Below are 14,604 nucleotides of genomic sequence, written 5' to 3'. Positions count from 1 at the left end.
GTGGGGCAGGGAGAGGCGCATGGGCGAGGGCGCAGCCGAAGAGGACAGGACGGCAGGTAAGGCGCAAGGACAGCGGGACGGCCAGCGCCGCCTCGCGCAATGGGTCCGCGATTATCGCCGGCTGCCCGGCATCCCTGACGAATTCCTGGGGCCCGACGGCGCCCCGCGCGCGGTCTGGAGCCGCTTCTTCGATGCCTTCGGGGCGCTCGCGCCTGACGAGGTCGAGCGCCGCTTCGGCATGGCTGACCGCCACCTCCGCGAGGCCGGCGTCACCTACCGCGCACCTGGCGACAGCGCCGACCGGCCCTGGATGCTCAGCCATCTGCCGCTGCTGATCGATGAAGCCGACTGGAAGCAGCTCTCCGCCGGCATCACCCAGCGCGCCGAGCTCTTGGAGCTCGTGCTGCGCGACATCTATGGCGAGGGGCGGCTGGTCGCGGAAGGCGCGCTGCCCGCTGGCGCAATCGCCGGCAGCCCCGAATATCTCCGCCCGGTCTGCGGCGTGCCGCCGCCGGGCGGCCGCTATCTCTCGCTCTATGCCGCCGATGTCGGTCGCGGCCCCGACGGCCGCTGGTGGGTGCTCGGCGACCGCACCCAGGCGCCGTCGGGCGCGGGCTATGCGCTGGAGAACCGCCTGGTGCTCTCGCGCGCCTTCTCCGATCTCTACAAGTCGATGAACGTGCCGCGCGTCGCGCCGTTCTTCGAGGCGTTTCGCGACAGTCTTCGCGCGCGCGCCGATCGCGACGAACCGCGCATCGGCGTGCTCTCGCCCGGCAGCTTCAGCGAAACCTATTTCGAGCACGCGACCTTGGCGCGTTATCTCGGCTTCCTCCTGGTCGAGGGCGACGATCTCGCCGTCAGCGACAATCGCATCCATATCCGCACCGTCGCAGGATTGAAGCGGCTCGATGTGCTGCTGCGGCGTGTCGATTCCAACTCGCTCGATCCGCTCGAGCTCGATGCGTCCTCGCATCTCGGTGTGCCCGGCCTGATCGATGTGCTGCGTAAGGACGGCGTCGTCGTCGCCAACATGCCGGGCTCGGGCGTGCTGGAGGCGAGGGCGCTGCTCGGCTTCCTGCCGGCGCTCAGCCGCCGCCTGCTCGGCGAAGAGCTGAAGATGCCGCACATCGCGACCTGGTGGTGCGGCCAGAAATCGGCGCGTGACGAGGTGCTGTCGCGGCTCGACGAGGTCGCGATCGAAGGTGCGTACCAGCGCGGCGTACCCGGCTTCGACAGCAATGGCCCGGTGCTGGCGAGTGAGCTGGACGCGGCCGGCCGTCAGCGCCTGATCGATGCCATCAGCGCGCGCGGCATGGACTATGTCGGCCAGGAGGTGGTGCGTCTGTCCACCATGCCGGTGTGGGAGCAGGGCCAGCTCACGCCCCGTCCTTTCGTGCTGCGCGTGTTTGCGGCGGCAACGCCGGATGGCTGGGCCATCATGCCCGGCGGCTTCTGCCGCATCGCCGAGCAGCCGGACGCGCGCGCGGTGTCGATGGGCGACGGCGCCCGTGCCGCCGACGTCTGGGTGGTCTCGGAGAAGAAGGTCTCGACCGCGTCGCTGTTGCCGGCGACCGACAAGGTTCGCATCCGTCGCATCGCCGGCGTGCTGCCGAGCCGCGCCGCGGACAATCTGTTCTGGCTCGGCCGCTACCTCGAACGCGCCGAAGCGACGCTGCGGCTGGTGCGCGCGCTGGGCTCGCCGAGCGGACCCAACAAGGGCACCGCGGCCTCGCTGCAATCTGCCGAGCGGATCCAGCGTCTGCTGGTGACCTGGGGTGCGATCTCGCAGACCTCGCGCGCCGCGCCGGGGCGCATCGTCGCCGAAGCTTTGCAGAGCGAGGCGCGTTTCGGCTCGGCGCTGTCGCTGGTGCGCTCAGCCCTGCGCACGGCCACCTCGTTGCGCGAGCGGCTGTCGCCTGACGCCTGGCAGGTCATCACCGAGATGGCCGAGCGCCTCTCCTACGAGGTCGAGGACGACGACAGCGTGCTGAGCGCGGCCGAGCTGACCTTGCAGGAGCTTGCGAGTTTCGCGGGCCTTGCGCAGGAGAACATGAACCGCGCCGCCGGCTGGCGCTTTCTCGATATCGGTCGCCGCACCGAGCGCGCCATCAACACGACACGTTTCGCTCGACAGTTTGCGTATGACGATGCCGGCGACGAGGATCTCGATATCCTGCTGACGCTGGTGGATTCCCAGATCACCTATCGCTCGCGCTATCTGCTGGCGCCGATCCTGGCGCCGGTGCGCGACCTGGCGGTGCTCGACAGCTACAACCCGCGCTCGGTCGCGTTCCAGGTGGCGACCTTGAACGAGCATATCGCGGCATTGCCGAGCCTGAAGGAGCACGGCCTGATCGAGAAGCCGCAGCGGCTCGCGGTGGCGGTGCAGGCGATGCTGGCGACTGCCGAAGCCGAGAAGCTCGAGGTCAAGTCGCTGTTCGCGCTGGAGCAGGACCTGCTCAATCTCGCCGAGGCGATCGGCCTGCACTACTTCCCGCACGGCCCCAATGCGAGCCGGCCGGAAAAGCTGACGGGGCTGGCGTGATCTACGACATCAGGCACGTCACGACCTACGAATACGAAAGCCCGGTCAGCTTCGCCCGCTGCACGCTGCGGCTCGAGCCGAAGGACGGCAACGGCCAGGAATTGATTTCGCACAAGGTCGAGATCCGTCCGCGCCCGTCCGAGCGCCATGTCCGCCGCGACTTCTTCGGCACGCTGACCGAAAGCGTCGTGATCGAAGCCGCGCATCGTAATTTGCGCATCGACTCGCGCTCGCGCGTCGCCGTGGAGCGGAAGCCGCCGGCGCGCGATGCCGCCAGCCCGTCCTGGGAGAGCATCCGCGACGTCGCCTTCGAAGCGACCAGCCTCGGGCCGTCCTCGCCGGTCGGCTATGTCTTTGCGAGCCCGCTCGTGCCGGTGCTGCGCCCCGTGAGCGCCTACGCGGCGGCAAGCTTCGCGCGCGGCGCGGGCATTCTCGCCGGTGCGGTCGATCTCATGCATCGCATCCGTACCGAGTTTCGCTACGACCCCAAGGCCACGGTGATCTCGACGCCGCTCAACGAGGTCTTCGACAACCGCCACGGCGTCTGCCAGGACTTCGCCCACGTGATGATCGCCGGCCTTCGCGGGCTCGGCCTGCCGGCGGCCTATGTCAGCGGTTACCTGCGCACCATTCCGCCGCCGGGCCAACCGCGCTTGCAAGGCGCCGACGCGACCCATGCCTGGGTATCGCTGTGGTGCGGGGCGGAGCTCGGCTGGATCGATTTCGATCCGACCAACGATCTGCTGGTCGCCAATGACCACATCACGCTGGCGGTCGGCCGCGACTTCTCCGATGTGTCCCCCATCGACGGCATCATTGTCGGCTCGCCGAAGCAGAAGCTCGGCGTCGCCGTGGACGTGCTGCTGGTGGAGTGACCGTGGTTTCACCGCTCCCCTTGTGTGAGCGAATGCGTCCATGTGCGGGAGATTTGTTTCACCGTGTTTCCCGGATGTGCCAGGCGTCCGTTCATTAACACGCTGTTAACGCTACCCCGCGACACAGTGGCTCGCTATCAACGCTGCCGAAGCCGAACCGATGGTCGAGGGACTTGCATTGCTGACGGAGGCCGCCGAGCAGGTGGCCTTGTTGCGGATCTTGCGAAGTTTCAGGCCGGATCTCGTGATCTGGCCGGTGGTCGATATGGAAGAGCCTGGCAACATCGAGCCCGCGTCTCGTCCGGTCGCCTTCGCCTCCGGCGTCATCGTGCCGCCCGATCTGCTCGCGCGCTTCGGCCGCGGCGCCTCCAATTTTCATCCGGGTCCGCCGGCCTATCCAGGCTGGGCGCCGGCCCATTTCGCACTCTATGACCGCGCGGACAGCTTCGGCGTGACCGTTCACGCCATGGCCGAGCGCGCGCGAGCCGTCGCTGACGCCGCGCTGTGCGCTGTCCTGGAGCGGCCGCAGCAATACCCGCCGCAGCTGCACGGTGTCACCTTCACGGCGTCACCTCCGGAGAATACATGACGTCCTCATCGATGGCCCTCGCGCAGCCTTCCGGTGACACGCCAGGCATTGCCGACATGCTGCGCACAGGGCGCGAGCACTACCGGCGCGGCGAGATCAGGCCGGCGATTGCGGTGTTTCAGGCCGGGCTCGCGCTCGCGGCTACGATGTCGATCGGTGTTGCGGTCGACGGCGTCGCCGATCTGCACGCGGCCCTCGCCAATGCCTTCATGCTGTGCGACGACATCGGCTCTGCAGGCGAGAACTACAGGGCGGCCTTGCGCATCGCGCCGCATCTCGCCGCCTGCTGGTGCAATCTCGGCATCGTTCACCAGCGCAGCGGCAAGATGCAGGACGCAATTTCGCTCTACCTCGAGGCGCTCCGGCGCAATCCAGGCCATCGGCCCTCGCGCACGAATTTGGTGCAGGCGCTGGTAGCGACGCGGCAGTTCGCGATCGCGCGGACGCTGCTGCTGGAATTGCTCGAGGAGACGCCCGAAGACGCCGAGCTCCGCAGCCGGCTCGGCAAGGTCTGCTTCGAGCTCGGCGAAACGGAAGATGCGGTCGCGCAGTTCGAGCAGGCCGTGATGCGCGCGCCCGAACAGGCCGAGAACTTCTACTGGGTCGGTGCGATCCGCCAGGCGCGCGGCGAGCTCGAGGCGGCGCAGGCCGCCTACGCCCATGCCGCACGAGTGCATCCGATCCTGCGCAGGCCCGCGACCCAATCGCCGCCGGTGTTTCGTGCGCTGGCGCTGTTTGCGCCCTTCGTCGGCAACACGCCGGTCGAATTTCTCTTCAAGGATTGCGCCTACCAGACCAGCATCCTGTCGCTGCTGCCGGGCAGCCGGCCGGATATCGCCCTGCTGGCGCACGAGGCCGATGTCGTCGTCAACCTTGTCTCCGACGCGGATGAGGGCGCGGACGTGCTTCCGCTCGCCATGGCCATCGCACGAAGCCTCGGCAAGCCCGTCGTCAACGATCCCGCAAGGATCCGGAACACCACGCGCGACGCCACGGCTCTGGCACTCGCCGACGTCGCGGGCTGCCGTGTGCCGCGCACGATCCGCATCGCGACCGGCAAGGGGCTCCCTGACGGCCTCGATCTTGCTTTTCCGGTGCTGGCGCGCCAGGCCGGCATGCATGGCGGCGACGTCTTCGAGAAGCTCGACGATGCCGCGGCGCTGACTGCCTTCCTTGCGGCACATGAAGGCCATGATCGCTATGTGATCGACTATATCGACTATCGCTCCGCCGATGGCTTCTTCCGAAAATACCGGTTCTTGTTCGTCGGCGAGGAGATCCTGCCCTATCATCTCGCCATTGGAGCCGACTGGAAGCTCCATCGCGACGCGACCGATATGGCGCAACACGCCTGGATGCAGGACGAGGAGGAGCGTTTCCTGCGCGCGCCCGGAGAGGTGTTCGGCGCAGCCCATTCCCAGGCGTTGCGAGTCATTCGCGATCGCATTGGTCTCGACTATTTCGGCATCGATTGCTCCCTCGATCCAGACGGCCGTCTCGTCGTGTTCGAGGTCAACGCCTCCATGCTGGTGCACGACCAGAATCCGGAATTTCCTTACAAGGACCCGTATGTAAACCGGATCAAGCTCGCGTTCGACGGGATGCTCGCGCGCTTCGCGCGAGGGAATTGACGCCACCGTCCGCAGCGCGGTGCAGGCGTCCTGGCCCGGTCCGCTCACACGTACGTCCCACTGGCCGGCTGGCGAAGCTCTCGTAGAGGCTGATCACAAGGTGCGCCGAACCGTGACCGCAACCGTGATGCTGCGGGGCGGCAGGGTTACACATTTACGTATTTTTGTTTCGGGATTTGGTCAGTCGCCCCAGATTGAGCTATGCTGAGCCTGCGTCAAGGACGAGAATGAGGCGTCGGGAGTTACCGTGGGACACCACCGACAGACGGGGCTGCATCCATGATGACGTTACCGCGACTGGCCGCTGAGACCCTGGAGAAGATGCTGGGCTCGTTCATGCGTCGGCGGTTCGACGAGTCCTATGCCCGGGTGCTGGAAGGATCGACGCGCACGGCGCTGGAATGCATCGGCAACAGCGATGCGCTCTACCACAACATCGAGCATACGATGCTGGTGACGCTGGCGGCCCAGGCGATCCTGATGGGCCGGAATCTTCACACCCACCTTGCGGCGGACGACTACCTCCACGTCCTCATCGCCTGTCTCGCACACGACATCGGCTATGTCCGCGGCCTGTTCGAGGAGGACGACGAAGACGGCTTCCTGATTGACGATGCCGGCACCAAGGTGTCGCTGCCGCGCGGCGCATCCGATGCCAGTCTGATGATGTATCACGTTGACCGGTCGAAGCTTTTCGTGCGGCGCCGGCTGCCGCCGATCCGCGGCGTGGACTCTGAGCGCGTCGCGAGGGCCATCGAGGGAACGCGCTTCCCGGCCCGCCAGGGCCAGGAATATGACGACGAGGCCTCGATCCTGCGCGCCGCCGACTTCATCGGCCAGCTCGGCGATCCCAACTATCTGCGCAAGGCCAATGCGCTTTACTACGAGTTCGAGGAGGTCGGCATGAACCGCCAACTCGGCTACGACTCGCCCGCCGACATTGTGAACCGCTATCCGCAATTCTACTGGAACAGCGTCGCACCGCACATCCAGACCGAGATCAGCTATCTCAACAAGACCGAGATCGGCCGGCAGTGGATTGCCAATCTCTACAGCAACGTCTTCCGCGCCGAGCGCGACATCTCGCTGTCCGGACCGCAAAAATAATCCATGTGATCCAAACCTGACGATGCCGCGTTGAGGGGTGAGGGGCCCCTCTCATCGCGGCGAAGCCGGCATGCGGACATCCTTCACGACCCACGTCATTTTCGTTCTCATCGTGCTCGGAGCCGGCTTCGCGATCGGAAGCACGAACCTGCCTGGCCCCTGGTATGCCGGGCTGATCAAGCCGCCGTTCAACCCGCCGAACTGGGTTTTCGCGCCGGTGTGGTCGGTCGTCTACCTGCTGATCGCGCTCGCCGGCGCGCGAACCTGGGGGCAGTCTCCGTACGGCGTAGCCATGCTGCTCTGGGCTGCGCAGATGCTGCTCAACTTCGCCTGGTCGCCGGTCTTCTTCACGTGGCATCGTACCGGCCTCGCACTCGGCATCATCGTCGCGATGCTGCTGGCGATCATCGGCTTCATCGTCGAATGCTGGCTGACGGACCGGACGGCGGCATGGCTGTTCGTGCCCTATCTTGCCTGGGTCGCATTCGCCACCTTGCTCAATGCCAGCATCGTCATGCTCAATTGAACGGGCGGCCGAGTCGCGGCTTCCGCGATCCTCCCTGCCTGCTGCTCATCGCACGCATCTCGACCGCATCCTTGCGGTCTGGATTGATGTATTGGTTCTTCATTCCGCCGTTGCCGGCGAAGCGCTTGCGGTTCCCGGCCTCTTGCTCCGGCTCGCCGGACCGGCCCATGCGCCGGTTCACCGATGAGGCTGCGGGGCCACCACGCCCGGGGTACATGCCAGGCATTCCTCGCGCAGCGAGACAACCGTCCTTCGCAGCCAGGTCTTGATCGTGCCGACCGGGACGCCGAAGCGCTGCGCAAGCATCGACCGGCTTTCGCCATCGAGATAGGCCCGCGACAGCAATTGCCGCCGTTGATCGGGAAGCCGCTGGATGGCGCGGGCCGCGATCGGTCGAACGAAATCGTAGTCGAACGCGTCCTCGGACTCGGAGATTTCAGCGACTGACAGCGCTTCGTCGAAATCCGCCAGCGGCATCTGCTTGAGCCTGACAGCATCGATCGCGGTGTTGCGCACGATCGCGCACATCCAGGTGATCGGTGAGGAGCGGGCCGGGTCGAAGCTGGCGGCGTGCTTCCAGATCTTCAGATAGGCGTCCTGGAGCAGGTCATCGAGATCGGCGCTGACCGGCGCGATCGGACGCGCGGTCTTGCGCAGCTTGCTGCGCGTCGCAGCGAAAAGCTCGGCGAAGGCGCGCTGGTCGCCGTGCCCGACCCGGGCGAGAAGATCGCTCAAACGTTCGATCATCGGGTCCCGGGCCGTCAGTCTGCCGCAGCTCATTGCCTCGTCCTCCAGCATTGCTTGCCAGGAGAACGACTGCGCGTCGCGACTGGATCACATCAGGACGCTCAGAGCCGCACGAAAGGCGAGATCAACCGGCCGAGCCAGCCGTGCATCTGCAAATCCCCGCTCATGGCGACAAGGCACAGGCACGGCATGTCGCCGCCGACGATCGGCTGATGATCGACCTCGCCGTCGCCGAAATCGAAATCGCCCGGCCTGAAATCGCCGCCCTGATGGCTGAAGCTGCCCTTGAGCACCAGGGTCAGCTCGGTCCCGGTGTGCGAATGTTCCAGCATGCGCGTGCCGGGTGCCGACCACAGCAGGAACGCGCGCGACTTGTCCGCACCGGGCAGGACGATCGGTTGCATCTTGACGCCCGGCGCCACGCGCCGGCTCTTGCCGAACCGGCAACGCAGCAGGATTTCCGGCAGGTCGTCGTCGAGCAGCGGCACCGGTTGCGACCCGGCCTGCGCCGGCGCGGTCGCCGCCTCCGGCGCGTCGATCGCAGCCATGATGGTCGCGAACGCGTCGTCTGCCATGGCGACCGGCGCGGTCCGTTCCAGCGCGGCACCCGCAAGCTGCTCGATCGCGGCGATGAAACGCCGGCAGCGCGGGCATTGTGCGGCATGGACGCCGATGACGAGGCGATCGGCCTCGTCGAGCCGGCCGGCGGCAAAATCGGCCAGGAGATCTTCAGGTGGGTGATGGTTGATGGTCATGTCAGTCGTCCAAGAGATCCCTCAGCCGCACCATGGCAAGCCTGATGCGAGACTTCACCGTTCCGAGCGGAAGTCCGAGCCGTTCGGCGATCTCGCCGTGCGGCTGCTCCTCGATAAACGACATCCGGATCACCGTGGATTGCTCCTCGGACAATCGCTGCAGCGCTGCCTCCACGCGCGAGACGTCGTCGCTCCGCGCCATCATGGTCTCCGGCGAATCCGCGACCTCGGGCGTCTCGTCCCGTTGTGCGCTCTCCGCAGTCCTGGCTCGCCGCGCCGCCTGCCTTGCGGAATCGATCCGCAGATTGCGCGCGATGGTGAAGATCCATGCCGCCGCACCTGCGGACGCCGGGTCGAACTGGGCCGCCTTCCGCCATACCGTCAGCAGCGTGGCCTGCGCGATTTCCTCCGCGGCGTCGGCGGTCATCCCGGCCTTGACCAGGAATCCCTTCACGCGCGGAGCAAAATGCTCGAACAACAGCCTGAACGCGTCCCGATCGCCATGGGCCGCGACGCGTCCGATCAAGTCAGCCCATTCCACGGTCGCCTTGGGCCTTTCGCCTGAAGATCTTCGAGGCCGATCCCGCCGGGGAGCCGCCGCAGGCTTGCTGCGCCACAAGGGCCTGCTCACAGCGCGAAGACCGGTCGTCATGGAGCCTCTGTCGAGATGTCCTGACCATAACGACGGGCGCGGCCATCCGGATCACTCCACGATCGCTTTGTTTTAGGGGCCCAGCCCAGGCGCGACAAGCGGCGGTATTTTGAGCCGCATGGCCGGCCGGACTGCCGGGTCAAACCTCGCGGCCATGCAGCTTCCATAGCGCATAGACTGTGTCCCAGTCCGGAATTTCGTCGCAGGAATAGCCGAAGACCGTCCCGGTTCCAAGCTTCCGAAAGTTCTTCATGGCCGCCAGGTGGGCGCCGCTCGCCACGAATCCTCGCATGCTGGCGAGGTCCGACCACGCCGTCATCGTGTGATGGACGCCGCCGACGATCCTGCCCGTCGTCAACAGATTTCCCGGCGCGCGCCGCGCCTGCATGAAAGAACGGACCGTCCGCCACCAGAACATCGGCAGCCGCGCGATGCCCTTCGGGCGAAACCCGGTCATTGAGACATATGCCATGTTGGCCCCTCGATCGGTTGCGCTTCATGCGAAACGAGCCGCGCGAGGGGATGGATTGCCGGAGACGTTCGATTTACGCTGGCGCCGGCAGCGAGGTGCGCGGCATGCAACACAAATCCGTCACGACTGATGTCCTCGACATCGCCTATCTCGACTACGGCGCGCCGGACGGCTGGCCCTGCATCATGGGCCATGGTTTTCCGTATGACGTGAACGCCTATGCCGAGGCCGCGCAGATCCTGGCGCAGGCGGGCGCGCGGGTGCTGGTGCCGTGGTTGCGCGGCTACGGGCCGACGCGGTTTCGTTCAGCTTCGACGTTGCGCTCCGGCGAGCAGGCGGCGCTGGGCGCCGACCTGCTGGCCTTCATGGATGCGCTCGAGATCGATCGCGCAATCGTCGGCGGCTATGATTGGGGCGGGCGCGCGGCCTGCGTCGTCTCGGTGCTGCACCCCGAGCGCGTCGTCGCTCTCGTCTCCGGCAATTCCTACAACATCCAGAACATCGCCCGCTCCATGGAGCCGGCTTCGCCGCCGGAGGAGGCCGCGCTCTGGTATCAGTATCTCTTTCACAACGAACGCGGCCGCAGCGCGCTGGAGCGCAACCGCCGCGGCTTTGCCCGCCAGCTCTGGGCCATGTGGTCGCCGACATGGCGATTCGACGACGTCACCTTCGATCGAAGCGCGGTGTCGTTCGACAACCCCGATTTCGTCGATGTCGTGATCCACTCCTATCGCCACCGCTACGCGCTGGTCGAAGGCGATCCCGCCTATGCGGCGATCGAGGCCAAGCTGGCCGCGCAGCCGCCGGTCCGCGTCCCCACGATCGCGATCGACGGCGACAGCGACGGCGTCAACCCCGGCACTGCCCATCACGCGCGCAAGTTCGAAGGCTTCTTCGAGCGGCGTGTCTTCACCGGCGCCGGCCACAACCTCCCGCAGGAACGGCCGGCCGAATGGGCGCAGGCGGTGCTCGACGTGCGCAAGGCGGCCGCAAAGCCCTGATTTTCGCGATCACAGGAACTTTTCGTCGCCGGCGCCGTCCAGATCCTGAGTTGCACGTTGAGCTGCGAGGGAGACGACCATGACCGAGGACAAGAAGCCGAGCGGACCCGACCTGACCAAGGGCGTCGCACTCGCCGAGTTCAAGGACGGCAAGCTGCTCGGTCATGTCGGCGAGGAGGACGTCCTGCTGGTGCTGGCCGGCAGCGAGATCTTTGCGATCGAGCCGCTTTGCAGCCACTACCATGGCCCGCTCGCAGAGGGTCTCGTGGTCGGCGACACCATCCGCTGCCCCTGGCATCACGCCTGCTTCGCCATGCGCACGGGCGAAGCGACGCGACCGCCGGCCCTGAACGCGCTGGCGGTGTGGGACGTCACGCGCGATCGCGACAGGATCACCGTTGCGCGCAAGCGCGAGGCACCGAAGCCGTCGATGGCTCATCGCAGCGCGCCGACGGGCGAAAAGTTCGTCATCGTCGGCGGCGGCGCGGCCGGCTTCGCGGCGGCCGAGACGTTGCGCCGCGAGGGCTTTGCCGGTGCCATCACCATGCTCAGCGATGATGGCGCGATGCCGGTCGACCGGCCCAATCTTTCCAAGGACTATCTCGCCGGCAATGCGCCGGAAGACTGGCTGCCGCTGCGCGGCGAGGACTACTATCGGGATGCCGGCATCGATCTCCGCCTGAACACGAACGTTGCGGCGGTCGATCCGAAGACGCGCAGCGTGACGCTCGGCAACGGCGACAAGCTGCCGTTCGACCGCCTGCTGCTCGCGACCGGCGCGGAGCCGGTCAAGCTCCAGATATCAGGCGCCGACCAGCCGCACGTCCATACCCTGCGCTCCGTTGCCGACAGTCGCGCCATCATCAAGGCGGCGGCCGGCGCCAGGCGTGCGCTGGTGATCGGCGCCAGCTTCATCGGCCTGGAAGTGGCGGCGTCCTTGCGCGCGCGCAAGATCGAGGTCCATGTTGTCGCGCCGGAAGAGCGGCCGTTGCAGAAAGTGCTCGGCCCTGACATGGGCGACTTCATTCGCGCGCTGCACGAGGAGAACGGCGTCAACTTCCATCTCGGGGGCACCGTCGAGAAGCTGGAAGGCACGCGCGCGATGCTGAAGAGCGGAGCCGTGATCGACGCCGACCTCGTCGTGGTCGGCATCGGCGTCAGGCCGCGCCTCGCGCTCGCCGAGCACGCCGGGCTTGCGGCCGATCGCGGCGTCAGCGTCAGCGAATTCCTGGAGACCAGCGTCGCCGGAATCTTCGCGGCCGGCGACATCGCGCGCTGGCCCGACCCCCATGCGCGGCAGACCATCCGCGTCGAGCATTGGGTGGTCGCGGAGCGGCAGGGCCAGACCGCGGCCCGCAACATGCTCGGCAAGCGCGAGCGCTTCGACGCCGTGCCGTTCTTCTGGAGCCAGCATTACGACGTGCCGATCAACTATGTCGGCCACGCCGAAAGCTTCGACGACATCACGGTCGACGGCAGCATCAAGGACAGGGACTGCCTGCTGAAATACCGCAAGGACGGCCGCGTCCGCGCGGTTGCCTCGATTTATCGCGATCTCGACAATCTCAAGGCCGAGCTCGAGATGGAGCGGTCGCGCCCTTGATCTGCGTCAACGCCGGCGGTCGCCGGGCTGCTCTGCTGGCTGTGGTCCGGCGCCGTGCTATCCTGAGACGTGCTCCGGGGCATCACATGCAGGAGGTGCGTCATGACATCCGCTTCGGATACCTCTCCCCATCTCGGTCTCGGCTCCGGCATCGCAGCGCTGCATGCCAAATGGGGCTGGATCGTTGCCCTCGGCGTCGTCTACCTCATCGCCGGCTTCGTCGCGCTCGGCAGCATGGTGATGGCGACGGTGGCGAGCGTGCTCGTGGTCGGCGCGATGATGATCGTCGCCGGCGCGGCCGAGATCATCGGCGCGTTCCAGATGAAGAGCTGGGGCAGGTTCCTGATCTGGATGCTGCTGGGCGTGCTCTATGTCATCGCCGGCTTCCTGACCTTCGACAATCCCCTGTTCGCGGCAGTGCTGCTGACGCTGTTCCTGGGCGCATCGCTGATCGCGTCCGGCGCCGTCAGGCTGTTTCTCGCCTTCAGCATGAAGCGCGAGAGCCCGTGGGTGTGGGTGGCGCTGTCGGGCGCCATCACGCTGCTGCTCGGCCTGTTGATCGTGGCGCGCTGGCCGGTCAACAGTGTCTATATTCTCGGCCCGTTCCTCGGCATCGACCTGGTCATGGCCGGCGCCGGCTGGATCAGTCTCGGCTTGAGCTTGAAGCGGCGCAGCTGATCCATCAGCAACTCGACGCAAGACCATCTTGCGGAACTCCGCTGAGCTGACGTGCTGGCAAAAGGCAGCACGCCGTGCGGTCGCCTCGCGCGGACGATCATCATCGGGGAGAAACCATGAAAGCCGCTTTGGCCCTGGCCGCAGCGCTGGCTGCCGCCTGTCTGTCCGCGCCTGCTTCCGCACAAAAAACTTACGGTCCCGGCGTCACCGACACCGAGATCAAGATCGGCAACACCATGCCCTATAGCGGGCCGGCCTCGCCGCTCGGCATCACCGGGCGGGTGCTCTCGGCCTATTTCGAGGAGATCAACGAGAAGGGCGGCGTCAACGGCCGCAAGCTCAATCTGCTCTCGCTCGACGACGCCTTCTCGCCGCCCAAGACCATGGAAGCGGCGCGGCGGCTGGTCGAGGGCGACGGCGTCGCCTTCATCTTCGCGACCATGGGAACCGCGCCGAGCTCGGCGATCGCAAAATATCTCAACAGCAACAAGGTGCCGCAGCTGTTCCTGATCAGCTCGGCCTCGAAGTGGAACGATCCGGCCAACATGCCGTGGTCGATGGCGCTGCCCTGGGCGCCGAACTACACCAGCGAGGCCGCGATCGACGTCGCCTATGCCCGCGCCAAGAATCCCAACGCGCGTTTCGCCGTGCTCTATCAGAACGACGACGCCGGCAAGGAATATCTCCGCGGTGTGAAGGAAGCTCTCGGTGCCGACGCGGACAAGGCGATCGCGATGGCCTCGAGCTTCGAGGTCGCCGATCCCACCGTCGATTCCCAGGTGCTGACGCTGGCCAACACCAAGGCCGACGTCTTCATGATCTACTCGGTGACGCCGCGCGCCTGCGCGCAGGCGATCCGCAAGGCCCATGAGGTCGGCTGGCAGCCGACGCGCTTCCTCGCCTCCGGCTGCGCCAACAAGGCGACCGTGATGGCGCCGGCCGGCCTCGATGCCGGCAAGGGCGTGCTGTCGCTCGGCTCGCTCAAGCCGTTCACGGCCGAGCCGAAGGACGATCCGGCGATGTCGGCCTATATCGACTTCATGAAGCGCCGCCTGCCCAATGCCGACGTCAACAACGTCGCCGCGCTCTACGGCTATACGGTCGCCGAGGCGCTGGTGGTCGTGCTGAAACAGTGCAAGGACAATCTGACGCGCGAGAACATCATGGCGCAGGCTTCCAACCTGAAGAAGGTGCCGCTGTCGCTGCTGCTGCCCGGCATCACCCTCAACACCACGCCGCAGGATTTCCGCCCGATCAAGGACGGCTACATGCTCCAGTTCGACGGCAACGACTGGGTGGTGGCGAGCGAGCTGCTGCGCGGGACGTGAGGGGCGAAGAGCGGCCACAGAGACGGTTGAGCAACCGGCGACATAGGTAACAGATCAAACCGACGACATGGGTAACACAATTCTCGTTTCGTTCA

15 protein-coding genes are annotated in these 14,604 nt (G+C 66.4%); 10 read left to right on the top strand and 5 right to left on the bottom strand.

Going from position 1 to position 14,604, the window contains the following annotated elements; genetic code table 11:
• Positions 1-19: 19 nt before the first annotated feature.
• The 6 genes from QY049_RS31675 to QY049_RS31650 all read left to right on the top strand — a co-directional run bounded on the left by QY049_RS31675 (position 20) and on the right by QY049_RS31650 (position 7,273).
• Positions 20-2,545: a circularly permuted type 2 ATP-grasp protein gene (locus QY049_RS31675; protein ID WP_258762496.1), complete on the top strand. Its 2,526-nt coding sequence runs from the start codon at positions 20-22 to the stop codon at positions 2,543-2,545.
• A complete protein-coding gene (locus QY049_RS31670; RefSeq protein ID WP_258762495.1) occupies positions 2,542-3,420 on the top strand; it encodes a transglutaminase family protein in 879 nt (292 codons plus the stop codon). Before QY049_RS31675 ends, QY049_RS31670 begins: the two co-directional genes overlap by 4 nt.
• A gap of 160 nt (positions 3,421-3,580) precedes the next feature.
• The gene (locus QY049_RS31665) at positions 3,581-4,009 is read left to right on the top strand and encodes a hypothetical protein (protein WP_258762494.1); all 429 of its coding nucleotides are present in this window, start codon (positions 3,581-3,583) and stop codon (positions 4,007-4,009) included.
• Positions 4,006-5,640 carry a tetratricopeptide repeat protein gene (locus QY049_RS31660; RefSeq protein ID WP_258762493.1) on the top strand — a complete coding sequence of 545 codons (1,635 nt, stop codon included), beginning with the start codon at positions 4,006-4,008 and terminating at the stop codon, positions 5,638-5,640. Before QY049_RS31665 ends, QY049_RS31660 begins: the two co-directional genes overlap by 4 nt.
• Before the next feature lie 279 nt (positions 5,641-5,919).
• Entirely contained in the window at positions 5,920-6,747 is an 828-nt protein-coding gene (locus QY049_RS31655) for an HD domain-containing protein (RefSeq protein ID WP_194476894.1), read from the top strand.
• Positions 6,748-6,817: 70 nt separating this feature from the next.
• On the top strand, positions 6,818-7,273 hold the full coding sequence (locus tag QY049_RS31650; protein WP_194476893.1) for a TspO/MBR family protein: 456 nt from the start codon (positions 6,818-6,820) through the stop codon (positions 7,271-7,273).
• On the opposite strand, the gene QY049_RS31645 is transcribed toward QY049_RS31650, so the two are convergent.
• From QY049_RS31645 to QY049_RS31625, 5 genes are all read right to left on the bottom strand, one after another.
• Entirely contained in the window at positions 7,266-7,442 is a 177-nt protein-coding gene (locus QY049_RS31645) for a hypothetical protein (RefSeq protein WP_258762492.1), read from the bottom strand. The genes QY049_RS31650 and QY049_RS31645 overlap by 8 nt on opposite strands.
• 8 nt (positions 7,443-7,450) lie before the next feature.
• Positions 7,451-8,053: a sigma-70 family RNA polymerase sigma factor gene (locus QY049_RS31640; protein WP_258762491.1), complete on the bottom strand. Its 603-nt coding sequence runs from the start codon at positions 8,051-8,053 to the stop codon at positions 7,451-7,453.
• 68 nt (positions 8,054-8,121) lie between these two features.
• Entirely contained in the window at positions 8,122-8,775 is a 654-nt protein-coding gene (locus QY049_RS31635) for a ChrR family anti-sigma-E factor (RefSeq protein WP_258762490.1), read from the bottom strand.
• Position 8,776: 1 nt separating this feature from the next.
• A complete protein-coding gene (locus QY049_RS31630) occupies positions 8,777-9,316 on the bottom strand; it encodes a sigma-70 family RNA polymerase sigma factor (RefSeq protein WP_301270387.1) in 540 nt (179 codons plus the stop codon).
• Positions 9,317-9,566: 250 nt separating this feature from the next.
• Positions 9,567-9,899, bottom strand: coding sequence for a hypothetical protein (locus QY049_RS31625; RefSeq protein ID WP_258762488.1), 333 nt, complete (start codon positions 9,897-9,899; stop codon positions 9,567-9,569).
• Between the two features lie 104 nt (positions 9,900-10,003).
• On the opposite strand from QY049_RS31625, the gene QY049_RS31620 reads away from it, so the two are divergent.
• The 4 genes from QY049_RS31620 (at position 10,004) to QY049_RS31605 (ending at position 14,509) form a co-directional block, all read left to right on the top strand.
• The gene (locus QY049_RS31620; protein WP_258762487.1) at positions 10,004-10,900 is read left to right on the top strand and encodes an alpha/beta fold hydrolase; all 897 of its coding nucleotides are present in this window, start codon (positions 10,004-10,006) and stop codon (positions 10,898-10,900) included.
• A 79-nt stretch (positions 10,901-10,979) separates the two neighbouring features.
• Entirely contained in the window at positions 10,980-12,503 is a 1,524-nt protein-coding gene (locus QY049_RS31615; RefSeq protein ID WP_258762486.1) for an FAD-dependent oxidoreductase, read from the top strand.
• Positions 12,504-12,605: 102 nt separating this feature from the next.
• Positions 12,606-13,181: an HdeD family acid-resistance protein gene (locus tag QY049_RS31610; RefSeq protein ID WP_301270386.1), complete on the top strand. Its 576-nt coding sequence runs from the start codon at positions 12,606-12,608 to the stop codon at positions 13,179-13,181.
• 116 nt (positions 13,182-13,297) lie between these two features.
• On the top strand, positions 13,298-14,509 hold the full coding sequence (locus tag QY049_RS31605) for an ABC transporter substrate-binding protein (RefSeq protein ID WP_194476885.1): 1,212 nt from the start codon (positions 13,298-13,300) through the stop codon (positions 14,507-14,509).
• Positions 14,510-14,604 lie beyond the last annotated feature (95 nt).

The organism is Bradyrhizobium sp. WYCCWR 13022 (genome assembly GCF_030435535.1).
Taxonomy (GTDB): domain Bacteria; phylum Pseudomonadota; class Alphaproteobacteria; order Rhizobiales; family Xanthobacteraceae; genus Bradyrhizobium.
Note: the sequence above shows the minus strand (reverse complement) of the source record. Positions and strands in the feature narration are given on the sequence as shown.